Source organism: Fictibacillus halophilus, assembly GCF_016401385.1.
Taxonomy (GTDB): Bacteria; Bacillota; Bacilli; order Bacillales; family Fictibacillaceae; genus Fictibacillus; species Fictibacillus halophilus.
This window is the reverse complement of the sequence record NZ_JAEACF010000001.1, coordinates 2019268-2034549: the sequence shown is the minus strand read 5'-3', so window position 1 is coordinate 2034549 and position 15282 is coordinate 2019268. Positions and strand designations below refer to the sequence as shown.

The 15282-nt window shown below is 39.9% G+C and carries 16 protein-coding genes; all 16 read left to right on the top strand.

Going from position 1 to position 15282, the window contains the following annotated elements; translation table 11 throughout:
- Window positions 1–27: 27 nt before the first annotated feature.
- The 16 genes from hrcA to I5J82_RS10600 all read left to right on the top strand — a co-directional run bounded on the left by hrcA (window position 28) and on the right by I5J82_RS10600 (window position 15202).
- On the top strand, window positions 28–1053 hold the full coding sequence (hrcA, locus tag I5J82_RS10675) for a heat-inducible transcriptional repressor HrcA (RefSeq protein ID WP_137788831.1): 1026 nt from the start codon (window positions 28–30) through the stop codon (window positions 1051–1053).
- A gap of 25 nt (window positions 1054–1078) precedes the next feature.
- Window positions 1079–1651 (top strand): nucleotide exchange factor GrpE, encoded by a 573-nt coding sequence (gene grpE / locus I5J82_RS10670; RefSeq protein ID WP_198767839.1) that lies wholly within the window; start codon window positions 1079–1081, stop codon window positions 1649–1651.
- A 34-nt stretch (window positions 1652–1685) separates the two neighbouring features.
- Window positions 1686–3518 (top strand): molecular chaperone DnaK, encoded by a 1833-nt coding sequence (gene dnaK, locus I5J82_RS10665; RefSeq protein WP_198767838.1) that lies wholly within the window; start codon window positions 1686–1688, stop codon window positions 3516–3518.
- A gap of 172 nt (window positions 3519–3690) precedes the next feature.
- Window positions 3691–4803, top strand: a complete 1113-nt coding sequence (gene dnaJ / locus I5J82_RS10660; RefSeq protein ID WP_198767837.1) for a molecular chaperone DnaJ — start codon at window positions 3691–3693, stop codon at window positions 4801–4803.
- Between the two features lie 286 nt (window positions 4804–5089).
- Window positions 5090–6031: a 50S ribosomal protein L11 methyltransferase gene (gene prmA / locus I5J82_RS10655; RefSeq protein WP_198767836.1), complete on the top strand. Its 942-nt coding sequence runs from the start codon at window positions 5090–5092 to the stop codon at window positions 6029–6031.
- A gap of 17 nt (window positions 6032–6048) precedes the next feature.
- Window positions 6049–6801, top strand: coding sequence for a 16S rRNA (uracil(1498)-N(3))-methyltransferase (locus tag I5J82_RS10650; protein WP_198767835.1), 753 nt, complete (start codon window positions 6049–6051; stop codon window positions 6799–6801).
- 5 nt (window positions 6802–6806) lie between these two features.
- Window positions 6807–8159 carry a tRNA (N(6)-L-threonylcarbamoyladenosine(37)-C(2))-methylthiotransferase MtaB gene (mtaB, locus tag I5J82_RS10645; protein ID WP_198767834.1) on the top strand — a complete coding sequence of 451 codons (1353 nt, stop codon included), beginning with the start codon at window positions 6807–6809 and terminating at the stop codon, window positions 8157–8159.
- Between the two features lie 150 nt (window positions 8160–8309).
- Entirely contained in the window at window positions 8310–8984 is a 675-nt protein-coding gene (gene deoC / locus I5J82_RS10640) for a deoxyribose-phosphate aldolase (protein ID WP_198767833.1), read from the top strand.
- Between the two features lie 145 nt (window positions 8985–9129).
- Window positions 9130–9303, top strand: coding sequence for a 30S ribosomal protein S21 (rpsU, locus tag I5J82_RS10635; protein WP_066237650.1), 174 nt, complete (start codon window positions 9130–9132; stop codon window positions 9301–9303).
- Window positions 9304–9323: 20 nt separating this feature from the next.
- Window positions 9324–9767 carry a GatB/YqeY domain-containing protein gene (locus I5J82_RS10630; RefSeq protein WP_197133216.1) on the top strand — a complete coding sequence of 148 codons (444 nt, stop codon included), beginning with the start codon at window positions 9324–9326 and terminating at the stop codon, window positions 9765–9767.
- Between the two features lie 101 nt (window positions 9768–9868).
- Window positions 9869–11197: an NfeD family protein gene (locus I5J82_RS10625; RefSeq protein WP_198767832.1), complete on the top strand. Its 1329-nt coding sequence runs from the start codon at window positions 9869–9871 to the stop codon at window positions 11195–11197.
- A gap of 22 nt (window positions 11198–11219) precedes the next feature.
- The gene (floA, locus tag I5J82_RS10620) at window positions 11220–12227 is read left to right on the top strand and encodes a flotillin-like protein FloA (protein ID WP_198767831.1); all 1008 of its coding nucleotides are present in this window, start codon (window positions 11220–11222) and stop codon (window positions 12225–12227) included.
- A gap of 2 nt (window positions 12228–12229) precedes the next feature.
- On the top strand, window positions 12230–12664 hold the full coding sequence (locus tag I5J82_RS10615) for a hypothetical protein (RefSeq protein WP_198767830.1): 435 nt from the start codon (window positions 12230–12232) through the stop codon (window positions 12662–12664).
- A 72-nt stretch (window positions 12665–12736) separates the two neighbouring features.
- A complete protein-coding gene (gene yqfC / locus I5J82_RS10610) occupies window positions 12737–13018 on the top strand; it encodes a sporulation protein YqfC (protein WP_137788840.1) in 282 nt (93 codons plus the stop codon).
- 25 nt (window positions 13019–13043) lie between these two features.
- Entirely contained in the window at window positions 13044–14234 is a 1191-nt protein-coding gene (gene yqfD, locus I5J82_RS10605; RefSeq protein ID WP_198767829.1) for a sporulation protein YqfD, read from the top strand.
- A gap of 5 nt (window positions 14235–14239) precedes the next feature.
- Entirely contained in the window at window positions 14240–15202 is a 963-nt protein-coding gene (locus I5J82_RS10600; RefSeq protein ID WP_144698989.1) for a PhoH family protein, read from the top strand.
- Window positions 15203–15282: the final 80 nt, after the last annotated feature.

Below are 15282 nucleotides of genomic sequence, written 5' to 3'. Positions count from 1 at the left end.
AAGAGTGCTAACAAGTGGGGTGATGGTATGTTAACGGAACGACAACTCTTTATTCTTCGTGTTTTAATAGATGATTATATTAAACATGTTGAGCCTGTAGGTTCCCGTACAATCTCTAAACGAGAGGACATTACCTACAGTCCCGCAACCATTCGAAACGAACTTGCGGACTTGGAGGATCTTGGCTTTCTTGAGAAAACCCATACATCATCTGGTAGAATCCCATCTGAAAAAGGATATCGATTTTACGTGGACCACCTACTTCCTTCTCTTTCTATGAAAGAAAGTGAGATAGGGCATTCAGAACTCTTATTTACAGAAAAGGTCCAGGAAGCAGAGGCATTATTTGATCAATCAGCTAAAATTCTATCAGATCTGACAAACTATACATCTGTTGTGTTAGGACCTAACGCGTTAGATATGAAATTAAAGCACATGCAGATCATTCCGATTTCTTCCCAAGTGGCAGTTGCGATCTTTGTGACGAACACGGGACATGTAGAGAATAGACAGATTGTACTGCCTGATACAATTGAACCTTCAGAACTAGAGAAGCTTGTGAATATTCTAAACGAAAGGCTTGCAGGTGTTCGATTGATAGAACTGAACACCCGTATTCAAAAAGAACTTTCAGCGGTGTTTAAAAAGCATCTTAAAGACTATCAAAACATGGGCGTATTCTTAGATCAGCTTCTTTTATGGAGCAAGAAGGAAAAGCTTTTTTATGGCGGAAAAACAAACATGCTTTCTCAGCCGGAATTTCGTGACTTAGATAAAGTTAGACCGCTTCTAGATTTTTTAGAAACGCGTGATTTAATGGAAAAGCTCGTATCATCTACAGAAAAAGGGCTCACCATTAGAATCGGTACAGAAAACGAACACGAAGCAATGAAAAACTGCAGTGTGATCAATGCCTCTTATACGATGCATGGTAAACATATAGGTACGATCTCATTAATCGGTCCAACCAGAATGGAATATCAGAAGGTCATTTCATTACTTGATTCCTTATCGAAGGAAATGACGAACCGATTGAACGATTTCTCAAATTAGTGGATTATTTTAGGGAGGTGAAAGCATGAACAAAGAGGACATCACTCAAGATCAAACGCAAACTGATGTGAATGAAGAAGTAACAGAAACTGAAGAAGTTGTTGTTGAAGAAGTGGAATCTTCTACGGAAGCCCCCCTCACCGAAGAGCAACAACGTATTTCAGAGCTAGAAGCAAAGCTTGAGGAAGTTAGCCAAAAGAATCTTCGTCTTCAAGCGGATTATGATAATTTCCGCCGTAGAACAAGAGAAGAGCAGGCAGCGAGCCTTAAATATAAATCTCAAAGTCTTCTTGAACAGTTATTACCTGCACTCGATAACTTTGAGCGTGCTTTGAAGACTGAAGCTACAAACGATCAGACCAAAACCCTTATTCAAGGAATGGAAATGGTTTATCGTCAATTAGCGGATGCACTTAAACAAGAAGGTCTGACAGAAATTCCGTCAGTCGGTCAAACGTTTGACCCCAACCTGCATCAAGCAGTTATGCAAGTGGAGGATTCTGAAACAGAGTCTAATACAGTAATTGAGGAACTGCAAAAAGGTTATATGTTAAAAGATCGAGTTATTCGACCTGCGATGGTAAAAGTAAACGCGTAGATAAAACTACATATGAATGATGGAGGGAAAAAACATGAGTAAAATCATCGGTATTGACTTAGGTACAACAAACTCTTGTGTAGCTGTTATGGAAGGTGGAGAAGCGGTAGTAATTCCAAACCCGGAAGGTAACCGTACAACACCATCTGTTGTAGCATTCAAAGATGGAGACCGTTCAGTTGGAGAAGTAGCAAAGCGACAAGCTGTAACAAACCCAAACACGATCATGTCAATCAAACGTTATATGGGTACAGATCACAAAGAAACGGTTGAAGGCAAAGATTTTACGCCACAAGAGATTTCTGCGATCATCCTGCAAAAATTAAAGTCTCATGCTGAAGACTATCTTGGAGAAAAAGTTGAAAGAGCGGTAATTACAGTTCCGGCTTATTTCAATGATGCACAGCGTCAAGCTACGAAAGATGCTGGACAGATTGCTGGACTTCAAGTTGAGCGTATTGTGAACGAGCCAACAGCAGCAGCATTGGCTTACGGCCTTGAAAAGGATGAAGACCAAACAATCCTAGTATTTGACCTTGGTGGCGGTACGTTTGACGTATCTATCCTTGAACTAGGTGATGGGTTCTTCGAAGTAAAAGCAACATCTGGTGATAACAAGCTTGGTGGAGATGACTTTGACCAAGTAATCATCGACTATCTAGTAAGCGAATTTAAAAAAGAGAACGGTATTGATCTATCTCAAGATAAAATGGCACTACAACGTCTAAAAGATGCTGCAGAGAAAGCTAAGAAGGATCTGTCTGGTGTAACAACTACACAAATCTCATTACCGTTTATCACAGCTGATGCTTCTGGACCTAAGCACTTAGAGTTAAACTTATCACGTGCAAAATTTGAAGACCTTTCTTCAGACTTAGTTGAACGTACGATGGGACCTACTCGACAAGCACTTAATGATGCTGGAATGTCACCTTCTGACCTGGATAAAGTTATCCTTGTTGGTGGATCGACTCGTATTCCTGCTGTACAAGAAGCAATCAAGAAATTTACAGGTAAAGAGCCACATAAAGGCGTAAACCCTGATGAAGTAGTTGCACTTGGTGCTGCCATTCAAGGTGGAGTACTTGCTGGTGATGTGAAGGATGTTGTTCTTCTTGACGTAACACCTCTTTCATTGGGTATTGAAACGATGGGCGGCGTGTTTACAAGATTGATCGATCGTAACACGACGATTCCAACTTCAAAATCTCAAACGTTCTCAACAGCTGCTGATAACCAAACGTCTGTTGATATCCATGTTCTTCAAGGAGAGCGTGAGATGGCAGCGCACAATAAGACGCTTGGAAGATTCCAGTTATCTGAGATTCCACCAGCACCACGTGGAGTACCTCAAATCGAAGTGAGCTTTGACATCGATGCGAACGGTATTGTAAACGTACGTGCAAAAGATCTTGGAACGAACAAAGAACAATCCATCACGATTAAATCTTCTACAGGGCTTTCTGATGAAGAGATCGATCGCATGGTAAAAGACGCTGAAGAAAATGCTGAAGCGGATAAGAAGAAACGTGAAGAAATCGACGCTAGAAATGAAGCGGATCAGCTTGTATTCACAGTTGATAAAACGTTGAAAGACCTTGAAGGTAAAGTAGACGAGGCTGAAGTTAAGAAAGCTGAAGAATCTAAAGAAAGCTTGAAAAAAGCTCTTGAAGGTGACGATATCGAAGCGATTAAGAAAGAAAAAGAAGCTTTGAGCGAAATCGTTCAACAACTTTCTGTAAAACTTTATGAGCAAGCAGCTCAACAAGCTCAAGCTCAACAAGGTGATGCAGAAGGACAATCAACGAAGAACGATGACAACATCGTTGACGCTGATTATGAAGAAGTAAACGACGATAAAAAGTAACCTTTAGCAGATAAAAGTCAAAGTCAGGTCATCTTGACTTTGACTTTTTTTCTGAGTTAACGATGAGTTCATTGGACTTAAGACCGTAACAAAACCTTTGCAGTTTTCGTCTTGAGTCAGGTGGTATTCAATGGTAAGATAACTTTTATGTGAGAATTCGGGAGTGTCCTATATGAGTAAACGAGATTATTACGAAGTACTTGGATTAGATAAAAATGCCTCAAACGATGAGGTGAAAAAAGCATACCGTAAACTTGCCAGAAAGTATCACCCAGATGTAAATAAAGAGGCAGATGCGGAAAATAAATTTAAAGAAGTAAAAGATGCTTACGAAACACTGAGTGATCCTCAAAAGAAGGCTCATTATGACCAATTTGGCCATACTGATCCAAACCAAGGATTCGGTGGCGGTGGAGCTGGTTTTGACGGCTTTGGCGATATTTTTGATATGTTCTTTGGTGGAGGGGGAGGACGGAGAAATCCAAACGGTCCTCGTCAAGGAAATGATTTTCAGTATGGACTTAGACTATCTTTTGAAGAGGCGGTTTTCGGTAAAGAAACCGAGATACAGATCCCTACAGAAGAATCTTGTGAAACATGTCATGGATCGGGTGCTAAGCCAGGAACAAAGCCTGAAACGTGTACACATTGTAATGGAAGCGGTCAGCTGAATGTTGAACAGAATACACCGTTTGGCCGTATTGTTAATCGTCGAGTATGTAACCACTGTAGTGGAAAAGGTAAAATCGTAAAAGAAAAATGTAAGACGTGTCATGGAAATGGGAAAGTGCGCAGAAACAAAAAGATTTCTGTTAAAGTGCCAGCTGGTGTAGACAACGGCCAGCAAATCCGTATGTCTGGACACGGCGAAGCAGGTGTGAACGGCGGTCCTGCAGGTGATCTTTATGTTGTGTTCCAAGTAGCGGATCACGAGTTCTTCGAGCGTGATGGAGATGATATCCTTTGTGAGATGCCTTTAACGTTCTCGCAAGCAGCGCTTGGTGATGAGATTGAAGTTCCAACACTTTACGGAAAAGTTAAGCTGAAGATTCCAGCAGGAACACAGACAGGAACTCATTTCCGCTTAAGAGGAAAAGGTGTTAAAAACGTTCACGGAAGAGGTCAAGGTGACCAGCACATTCAAATCAAAGTCATCACACCTAAAAATCTAACAGAAAAACAAAAACAGCTTCTTCGCGACTTCTCAGAAATCAGCGGAAGCATGCCAGATGAACAACAAGATGGATTCTTCGACAAAGTAAAACGCGCCTTTAAAGGCGAATAATAATTCTTGCAATAAAAACTTAAGTTGTTCCTACATGCATTAAAAAACTTTCTAAAAGCTTTTAGTTTTGTATGTATTAACATCTATGGCAGGTTGATTGAAACGTAAGGTGCGAGACTCCTGCGGGACAGGCGGGCAGGTGAGACACTTAAAAGTGAAACGTTACGAATGTGGCTCACCGCCTGCCCCGCGGAAGCGAGCAGCCTGGAGTGGAAATCAACCACTCTCATGCCAAAGGAATATCTTAATTTTTCTAAAAGCCAAACTAACAAACGGAGTTGATATGATGAAATGGTCAGAGATTAGCATCCACACTACTCAGGAAGCTGTTGAACCAGTATCGAATATTTTACATGAGGCGGGAGCTAGCGGAGTTGTGATTGAGGATGTAGATGACCTCTCTAAAGAGCGTCAATCCGTATTTGGCGAAATCTATCAGCTGAACCCTTCTGACTATCCTTCTGAAGGCGTAATTTTAAAAGCTTACTTACCCGTCAACAGTTTTTTAGGTGAAACGGTTGAAGAGATCAAACAAGCGATCACAAATCTTGTGAAATACGATATTGATATCGGAGCAAACACGATTTCAATATCAGAAGTAAATGAGGAAGAATGGGCGACTGCTTGGAAAAAGTATTATAAACCAGTAAAGATCTCAAAACGGATCACAATCACTCCTACATGGGAAGATTATAAACCTGTACATTCAGATGAACTTATTATTGAGCTTGATCCAGGTATGGCTTTTGGTACAGGAACACACCCAACTACTGTCATGAGTTTGCAAGCTATTGAAAAATATATAGCTGAAGGTGATTCAGTTATTGATGTAGGAACGGGATCTGGTGTATTGAGCATCGCATCAGCTATGTTAGGTGCCAATAAAGTTGAGGCGTATGACCTGGATGAAGTGGCAGTGAATTCTGCACGACTTAATGTAAAGCTGAACAAAGTAAACCAAAAAGTGCATGTTGATCAGAATGATCTTTTAAAGGGGATTGAAGGTCCAGTTGATCTTGTAGTAGGGAATCTCTTAGCAGAGATTATACTCTTGTTTGTTGAAGATACAGCTAAAGTATTGAAGCCAGGTGGTTATTTTATTACGTCTGGGATCATCCAAGGCAAAAAGCGCGATGTAAAAGCTAAATTGGAAGAGCATGGACTTACGATCGTGGAAGTATTAGAAATGGAAGATTGGGTTGCGATCGTTGCCCAAAATAAGCAATAGGATAGGACGTGCATTTCATGCAAAGGTACTTTGTTTCATCAGAAAACTGGAAAGATGACTCTGTTACGATTACAGGGGATGATGCTAAGCACATCTTAAAGGTGATGAGAATGCAAGTAGGAGACAATTTCATCTGCTGTGATAACAAAGGTCGTACATCTTTGTGTGAAATCATAGAGGTTGACGGTAACGAAGTAGAGACGAAGATTGTGAATGATATCGAGAAAAAGGCTGAGCTTCCTGTCTCTGTTACCATTGCTCAAGGACTGCCAAAAGGGGATAAGTTAGAATACATCATCCAAAAAGGTACCGAACTCGGGGCTTTGTCCTTTTTTCCATTTTCAGCAGACCGATCTGTTGTAAAATGGGATGACAAAAAAGCGGTGAAGAAAAAAGAAAGACTTGAGAAAATTGCAAAAGAAGCAGCAGAGCAATCACATAGAAACCGGGTTCCAGACATTTTGAATCCTGGTTCTTTTTCTGATTTGCTAAAAATGGCAGAACAGTATAAGATAAAAATCGTTGCGTTTGAAGAAGAGGCAAAACAGATGGAAATCTCTAGATTTGCTTCTGCTTTACGTACAGCTGAAATAGGAGACTCAATCCTTTGTGTGGTCGGCCCAGAAGGTGGCATCAGTGATAAAGAAGCAACCTTGTTAAGTGATCATGGATTCTTATTGTGCGGGCTGGGTCCTAGGATATTAAGGACAGAAACAGCACCGTTGTACTTGTTATCAGCTATTTCTTATCATTTTGAATTAAAGGGGTGATCAATATGCCATCCGTTGCATTTCATACATTAGGTTGTAAAGTAAATCATTATGAGACTGAAGCAATCTGGCAGCTGTTTCAAGCTGAAGGATATGAACGTACAGATTTTGATAGTACAGCAGACGTCTATGTAATCAATACATGTACCGTAACAAATACGGGAGATAAAAAGAGCAGACAAGTTATACGAAGAGCTATCCGGAAAAATCCGGACGCTGTTATTTGTGTAACAGGTTGTTACGCTCAAACTTCGCCTGCAGAGATTATGGCGATTCCAGGGGTAGACGTTGTTGTCGGCACACAAGACCGTTCTAAAATGCTTACTTACATTCAACAATATAAAGAAGAACGTATGCCTATTAATGGTGTGTCGAACATCATGAAAGCACGTGTGTATGAGGAACTAGATGTTCCTGCATTTACCGATCGAACACGAGCTTCACTTAAGATTCAAGAAGGATGCAATAATTTCTGTACATTTTGCATTATTCCTTGGGCAAGAGGCCTCCTTCGCTCTCGGAAACCTGAAGATGTACTTTCTCAAGCTCAGCAGCTTGTAGATTCTGGTTACAAAGAGATCGTTCTAACAGGCATTCATACAGCTGGATACGGAGAAGATATGAAGGATTATTCTTTTGCAAAGCTGTTGGATGATCTTGATAAGAACATCACTGGTTTAAAACGCATCCGTATCTCATCCATTGAGGCTAGCCAGATCTCTGATGAAGTGATTGAAGTTATGGGCAGATCAGACAAAGTAGTTCCTCATCTTCATATACCACTACAATCAGGGTCTAATACCGTGCTTCAACGAATGAGAAGAAAATACTCTATGGAAATGTTCGGTGAAAGATTAGACCGTCTAAAAGAAGCACTTCCAGGACTTGCGATTACATCAGATGTAATTGTTGGGTTTCCAGGTGAGACAGAGGAAGAGTTCATGGAGACGTATCGTTTCATCGAGAAACACAAATTTATGGAACTTCATGTATTCCCATATTCCAAGCGTACTGGCACACCAGCTGCAAAGATGGAGGATCAAGTTCCAGAGGATATTAAGAACGAACGCGTACACAAGCTGATCGCCCTCTCAGATCAATTAGCAAAAGAATATGCATCTAACTACGAAGATACAGTTGTTGAGGTAATTCCTGAAGAGGCATTTAAAGAAGACCCTACGAACAAACTATACGTAGGATACACACCTAACTATCTTAAAGTTTTATTTGAAGGAAACGAAGAGATGATTGGGAAATTGGTGAAAGTGAAAATCACTGAAGCTGGGTATCCTTATAATAAAGGTGTATTTGTAAAACAAGAAATGGAAGAAATCCTAAAGCAAGCTGTTTCAAGCTAACATCCTGGAGTTCAAGCCAGGATGTTTTTTTAATCCTGCTAGAGGTTTCTAGGCGTTTATGTAAAATTTTTAAGATGCTCGATTTATGTCGAAAAATTTGTTATGATACTAACGGTGTTTAATTTTTTTATTTAGAAAGGGTTTGTTGAAATGAGCAATTTAAACGTTGCAAGAATGATCGACCACACAGCATTAAAAGCTGAAACTTCAAAGAAAGAAATCTTAACTCTTTGTGAGGAAGCTAAAAAATATAATTTCTTTTCTGTTTGTGTTAATCCAACTTGGGTTTATACAGCATTTGAACAACTAAAAGAATCAGATGTTGCTGTTTGTACAGTAATTGGTTTCCCATTAGGTGCAAACACTCCAGAAGTAAAAGCGTTCGAAACGAAGAATGCGATTGAAAACGGTGCAACTGAAGTAGATATGGTTATCAACATTGGTGCATTAAAAGATGGCAACTACGAGTTAGTTGAACAAGATGTTCGTGCAGTTGTTGAAGCAGCTAAAGGCAAAGCTTTAACAAAAGCGATCATTGAGACTTCACTTCTTACAAACGAAGAAAAAGTTAAAGCTTGTGAGATCGCTGTTAAAGCAGGAATTGATTTCGTAAAAACATCAACAGGATTCTCTACTGGTGGAGCAACTGTTGAAGACATCAAATTAATGCGTGAAACGGTTGGCCCGAACATCGGTGTTAAAGCTTCTGGCGCTGTTCGTGACCGCGAGACGGCTTTGGCTATGATCGAAGCTGGTGCAACACGTATTGGAGCAAGTGCGGGAATCGCGATTGTAGAAGGCGGCACATCTACTTCAGATTATTAATTTTTACTATTAAGTCATTTTCCTTATCTTAAGACCAACTTGTTTAAATTAAGTTGACCGTATTGCAAGGATATATTATAATGGCAAAAGATATGTGACGCATCTTTACTTTATGTAAGGGTGGTCTGGAGGGAGGGAAATACAAATGGCAGAAACACGTATTCGCAAGAATGAATCCATTGATGATGCTCTTCGTCGTTTTAAAAGATCCGTTTCCAAAGATGGAACATTGGCTGAAGTTAAAAAGCGCAAGCATTATGAAAAGCCAAGCGTAAAGCGTAAGAAGAAGGCTGAGGCAGCAAGAAAGCGTAAGTTCTAAGCGGGGTGTAAGTAAGTAATATGAGTCTTCTTAATGAATTAAATCAAGATATGAAACAAGCGATGAAGGACAAGAACAAGCAAAAGCTTTCTGTAATTCGCATGCTTAAGGCATCACTTCAAAATGAAGCCATCAAGCAGGGGCGTGAATTAAACGAGGAAGAAGAGCTTACCGTTCTTGTACGCGAAATGAAACAAAGAAAAGACTCCCTCCAAGAATTCGAAAAAGCTGGCCGCGATGATTTAGTCGCTGGACTTCAAGATGAAATTGCTGTTCTTACGCCATATTTACCAAAACAGCTCACGGAAGAAGAACTTCAAGAAATCGTTGCTCAAACTATTTCTGAAATCGGTGCTGCTTCTAAAGCTGATATGGGTAAAGTTATGGGGGCGCTCATGCCTAAAGTTAAAGGGAAAGCCGATGGCGGACTCGTTAATCGTATTGTTCAGCAACAATTATCATAATTGAAATGACAAACGCTCTGTATTTATACAGGGCGTTTTCTTATTTTTTGAAACTTTTTTCCACAAATTAACGTAAAATAGAGTGGAGGGGGTGTTAGTTTGTGAAAAGGATTCGATTATTCATCTATATGCTTTGTCTGATTTGGGGTATTTATGGTGTACTTTCAACTTCCCATGTATTTTCAGCAGGGAAAGGGAAGATAGTTACTTTCATTCCTGTAGAACATGAAGTAGAAAGAGGCCTTGAAGCTTTTTTAGATCGGAGTATCCAAAAGGCAGAGAAAGATGGAACTGATCATATCGTTCTAGAGATTTATACTCCTGGAGGCAGAGTAGACGCTGCACTACATATCGCAAAAGTCATGAGAGAATCAGAAATTCCAATCACAGCGTATGTGGTTAAAAACGCTTTTTCAGCAGGAGCGTATATCGCTTTAAACGCTGACCAGATTGTTATGAAGCCATCTACTACAATCGGATCTGCCGCAGTGATCGACAGTCAAGGAAATACCGCTGGACAAAAAGCAGAGTCTGCCTGGAAAGCTGAAATGCTTGCAGCAGCAGAGCTGAACGATAGAGCTCCAATTTATGCTGAGGCGATGGTAGACCCAGACGTTGAGATTCCTGAGCTTGGATTAGAAAAAGGTGAACTGCTTACTCTTACAGCTAGTGAAGCATTGAAAGTAGGCTATGCAGAAAAAATCGCAGAAGATCGTCAAGAATTATTAGCATACCTGGATTTGGAAGATGCAAAAGTTTTAGAGTCTAATCCTACTTTTGCTGACAAGGTAGCGCGCTTTGTTACAAACCCTGTCGTAGTGCCTATTCTTTTATCATTAGGAAGCCTAGGGCTTGTTTTAGAGCTTTATACACCTGGTTTTGGGATTGCAGGCTCTATCGGTGCATTATCATTATTGTTGTTTTTTTACGGTCATATGATAGCGGGGCTAGCTGGTTGGGAAGCACTCATATTATTTGGTGTTGGACTGATCTTATTGATCCTAGAGTTGTTTCTGCCGGGTGGTATTATCGGTATACTGGGGGTGGTCGCAGTGTTAACAGGTTTGATTATGGCAGGTGGATCATTATCAGGAATTTTAATCGCTATTGCCATAGCGATAGTTGTTACAATTATTGGATCTTATTTCTTCTTACGATCATTTGGTTATAACGGGTCATTAAAGAAACTCGTTCTATTTGATTCTACAAGCTCTGAAAAAGGTTACTTATCTCATAAAGAACGAGAAGACTTAACAGGCCGGATAGGAATCACAGCGACAACTCTACGACCGTCTGGAAGTGTGAAGCTTGATGATGAATTCTTAGATGTAGTAACTGAAGGATCGTATATTGAAAAAGGTACGCCGGTAAAAATCATTAAAGCTTCAGGTGGACGTGTTGTAGTGAGAGCTATTGAAAATAACGAATAAATAATGAATGGAGAGTGTGTAGATGTTAGAATTTGGATCGATCGCCAGTATTGTTGTCATAGGATTGATCGTAATCGCTTTAGCCGTTTTGTTTACATTTGTGCCCGTAATGTTATGGATCTCTGCTCTAGCAGCAGGAGTGAGAGTAGGGATCTTTACGTTAGTTGGGATGAGATTAAGAAGGGTTATTCCGAATCGTGTAGTTAACCCATTGATTAAAGCTGTTAAAGCAGGATTAGATTTGAGTACGAACCAGCTCGAAAGTCACTATCTAGCAGGAGGAAATGTTGACAGAGTAGTAAATGCTTTGATTGCTGCTCATCGTGCAAATATAGAACTCAGCTTTGAAAGAGCAGCTGCCATTGATCTTGCAGGCCGTGATGTACTTGAAGCAGTTCAAATGAGTGTAAACCCTAAAGTGATTGAAACGCCTTTTATTGCCGGTGTTGCATTGGATGGTATTGAAGTGAAAGCAAAAGCAAGAATTACCGTTCGTGCAAATATAGAACGGCTGGTAGGTGGAGCAGGTGAAGAAACAGTAATCGCTCGTGTTGGTGAAGGGATCGTTTCAACAATCGGTTCCTCTCAAAATCATAAAAAAGTTCTTGAGAATCCCGATATGATTTCACAGACGGTCCTCTCTAAAGGATTGGACGCTGGAACGGCTTTTGAGATTTTGTCCATTGATATTGCAGACATCGATATTGGCAAGAATATCGGAGCAGAACTTCAAACAGATCAAGCGATGGCTGATAAAAATATCGCTCAGGCAAAAGCAGAAGAAAGACGTGCGATGGCTGTAGCGAAAGAACAAGAGATGAAAGCAAGAGTTCAAGAGATGAGAGCGAAAGTTGTAGAAGCAGAAGCAGAAGTACCAATGGCATTAGCAGAAGCTCTTCGTTCTGGAAACATGGGTTTTATGGATTATATGAACATGAAGAACATTATGGCAGACACTACGATGCGTGAATCGATCAGTAAATCATCAACCCCTGATAAAGAGGATGATGAAAAAGGACGGAAGTTGTAGGGATGAACATTATAGAAGCGATTATTGAACTCCTACTTGCTAATATCGCTTTTGTTATTCTGATAGCAGGCGGCTTGTATAGTGTCTTTAAACGCCAAAAAGAAATGAAGGAAACGAAACGTTCGGAACCGAATCGACGGAAAGCAGAAGCACCAAAACAAACGGTTTCACCTTTTGGTTTACCCGCTGAGCCTCGAGTTAAAGAAGTTAAAAAATCGATTGAAATTGAAAAGGATAAAATCAATCAAAAAGTATACAAACAACCTTCATATACACGTGAAGTGAATAAAGCGCGAGCAGAAAAAGTCTCTAACCGATATCAAGATAAAGAAGATACAATAATGAACGATTTTAAAGTAAATCAACAAGAATTACAAAAAGCGGTCATATGGTCAGAGATTCTTTCTAAGCCTAAAGCGTTGCAAAAACGTTCTTAACTAAAGGTAACTTGTAATTAGAGTGATAGTTTCCCCCCTTCTCTCATAAAAATGGAGAGAGGGGGTTTTTTTATGGGCAAATTGCGGCAGCAAGTGAACAAGTGGATGATGCAAAACCTTGAGCTACCAGCAGATGTAGTGATGGATTTACCCCGAATCACGATGATTGGACAACTGCACATCTATATTGAGAACCATAGGGGTGTTAAGGCCTTCTCAAATGAACAGCTCACACTCAAACTAAAACAAGGCGTTCTTCATATAAAAGGAAGTGAGTTTGTTATTAAAACGATCTTACCTGAAGAAATTTTATTAGAAGGTACGATCTCTTCTGTCGACTTCGAAAACGAATAACACTCTAAACATAGGGAGGGACAAGATGAAAAATAAATGGAACCATTTGAAAGGGTACGTAAGGGTAGAAATTATTGGACAAGATTCTAGTTCATTTATCAATACGTGTATTCAATCAGGTATTCAAATTTGGGATATACAGCCTCTTGAAAACAACCGTGCACTCGTCTCCATATCTGTCTCAGATGTACAAAAAGCAAGAGGAATCTTAAAAGAAAACAAGTTGAAGATCAGGATTAAAGAAAAGAAAGGGACGCCTTTTCTTCTGAAGAGAATGTGGAAGAGGAACGGATTTATCCTAGGTATGCTCTCGTTTATTTGTCTATTATTTTTATTATCTAATATGATTTGGAATATAAATGTTACGGGGGCAAATCCTAAGACAGAATATGAGTTAAGAAAAGCAGCTGTAGAACTTGGAGTCACAAAAGGTAAATTTATTTTTTTGTTGCCGAACGTTCGAGAGATACAGCGGGATTTAACAGAGAAGATGGATAACGTTACCTGGATTGGTGTCACTCAGCATGGTACATCATACCGATTTGAAGTGGTCGAAAAAGAGATTCCAGAAGCAAAGCAAGTTACAGGGCCAAGACATCTTGTCGCAACAAAGGAAGCTGTGATTCACTCCGTATTTGTCGAAAAGGGACAACCTATCGTAGGTGTTAACGACTATGTTAAAAAAGGATCGTTGTTAGTCTCAGGTTTGATCGGAAAAGAAAAAAAACCGCAGCTTGTAAGTGCGAAAGGTGAAATTTGGGGAGAAGTCTGGTATCAAACAGAGGTTGAAGTACCTTTGAACACTTCCTTTCAAACATACACCGGCAAGTACAAAAACAGGCATTTCGTTTCACTTTTTGGACTAAATGTTCCTGTTTATGGATTTTCAGAAGGAGAATTTAAAGATAAAACGGAAACACTAAACGAATCACCTCTATATCTAGCTAAATGGAAAATGCCGTTTTCTTATATAAAGAAAGAGATCAGGGAAACGGATGGAGTAAAACGTTCTTATACGAAAGCCGAGGCAATTGAAGTAGGAAAAAAGATGGCGAAGAAAGAACTTTCAAAAAAATTGCCTGATGATGCAAAAATTAATGGCGAAAAAGTTTGGCAACAAAACGTCTCGAATGGTAAAGTTAAACTAACGATGCTCTACCAAGTAATTGAAAATATTGCATCTGCACAACCTATACCTATCCAACAAGGAGAATGAGTAGTTTGTCAGAAACGAAAAGACTTAATTCATTACAACTCGAAAATACGACAGAAGCAGCTTCACTTTTTGGGCCTAACGATGCTTTCTTAAAGGTGATTGAAGACAAGCTTAACGTTAGTATCGTCACTAGAGGAGAAGACATTTTAGTATCTGGTGAACTGAATAAAGCCGAAATGGTTGAAGAGACTCTGTTTGTCTTGCTGAAGTTGGTGCGAAAAGGTATCAAAATCTCAGAAAGAGACATTGTTTACGCTGTTCAGCTTGCAGAAAAAAATATGCTAGATGAATTAAGTGAGCTTTATGAAGAAGATATTGCTGTTACTGCAAAAGGAAAACCAATCCGTGTAAAAACGCTAGGACAGCGTCATTATGTGCAGTCCATGAGAAAGCGCGACCTCGTTTTTGGTATCGGTCCTGCTGGTACAGGGAAAACCTATCTTGCGGTTGTTATGGCAGTCAACGCTTTAAAAGAAGGTAAGATGAAAAAGATCGTCCTTACTCGTCCTGCTGTTGAAGCGGGTGAGAGCTTAGGGTTTCTCCCAGGTGATCTTAAAGAAAAAGTAGATCCTTATCTACGTCCCCTCTACGATGCTCTACATGACCTTCTAGGGGCCGAACATACAGAAAGGCTAATCGAGCGAGGTACGATTGAAATTGCTCCACTGGCGTACATGAGAGGCCGTACGCTTGATGAAAGCTTTGTAATATTAGATGAGGCTCAAAATACTACACCAGAACAGATGAAGATGTTTATAACGCGTCTTGGTTTTGGATCGAAGATGGTCATCACAGGTGATCTTACACAAATAGATCTTCCTCGTGGAAAAGAATCGGGATTGAAAGTAACTGAAAAAAGGCTTGAAAGCGTTAAAGGCATCGATTTTATATACTTAAAACAATTAGATGTTGTTCGTCATCCGCTTGTTCAACGAATTATTGAAGCATATGAAACATACGAAGACTAAGGACTCCATCCATTATGGAGTCTTTTTTCTTTGTCTTAAAGGATGATCAGCAGTCCTATTTCTGTATGTATAGAGGGATT

Bases quoted from the DNA above. Each gene is read 5' to 3' on its own strand.
- I5J82_RS10650 (WP_198767835.1), top strand. From the start codon at position 6,049: ATGCAAAGGTACTTTGTTTCATCAGAAAACTGGAAAGATGACTCTGTT.
- hrcA (WP_137788831.1), top strand. From the start codon at position 28: ATGTTAACGGAACGACAACTCTTTATTCTTCGTGTTTTAATAGATGAT.
- rpsU (WP_066237650.1), top strand. From the start codon at position 9,130: ATGGCAGAAACACGTATTCGCAAGAATGAATCCATTGATGATGCTCTT.
- yqfD (WP_198767829.1), top strand. From the start codon at position 13,044: ATGAAAAATAAATGGAACCATTTGAAAGGGTACGTAAGGGTAGAAATT.
- mtaB (WP_198767834.1), top strand. From the start codon at position 6,807: ATGCCATCCGTTGCATTTCATACATTAGGTTGTAAAGTAAATCATTAT.
- floA (WP_198767831.1), top strand. From the start codon at position 11,220: ATGTTAGAATTTGGATCGATCGCCAGTATTGTTGTCATAGGATTGATC.
- prmA (WP_198767836.1), top strand. From the start codon at position 5,090: ATGAAATGGTCAGAGATTAGCATCCACACTACTCAGGAAGCTGTTGAA.
- yqfC (WP_137788840.1), top strand. From the start codon at position 12,737: ATGGGCAAATTGCGGCAGCAAGTGAACAAGTGGATGATGCAAAACCTT.
- I5J82_RS10630 (WP_197133216.1), top strand. From the start codon at position 9,324: ATGAGTCTTCTTAATGAATTAAATCAAGATATGAAACAAGCGATGAAG.
- dnaJ (WP_198767837.1), top strand. From the start codon at position 3,691: ATGAGTAAACGAGATTATTACGAAGTACTTGGATTAGATAAAAATGCC.
- grpE (WP_198767839.1), top strand. From the start codon at position 1,079: ATGAACAAAGAGGACATCACTCAAGATCAAACGCAAACTGATGTGAAT.
- deoC (WP_198767833.1), top strand. From the start codon at position 8,310: ATGAGCAATTTAAACGTTGCAAGAATGATCGACCACACAGCATTAAAA.
- dnaK (WP_198767838.1), top strand. From the start codon at position 1,686: ATGAGTAAAATCATCGGTATTGACTTAGGTACAACAAACTCTTGTGTA.
- I5J82_RS10615 (WP_198767830.1), top strand. From the start codon at position 12,230: ATGAACATTATAGAAGCGATTATTGAACTCCTACTTGCTAATATCGCT.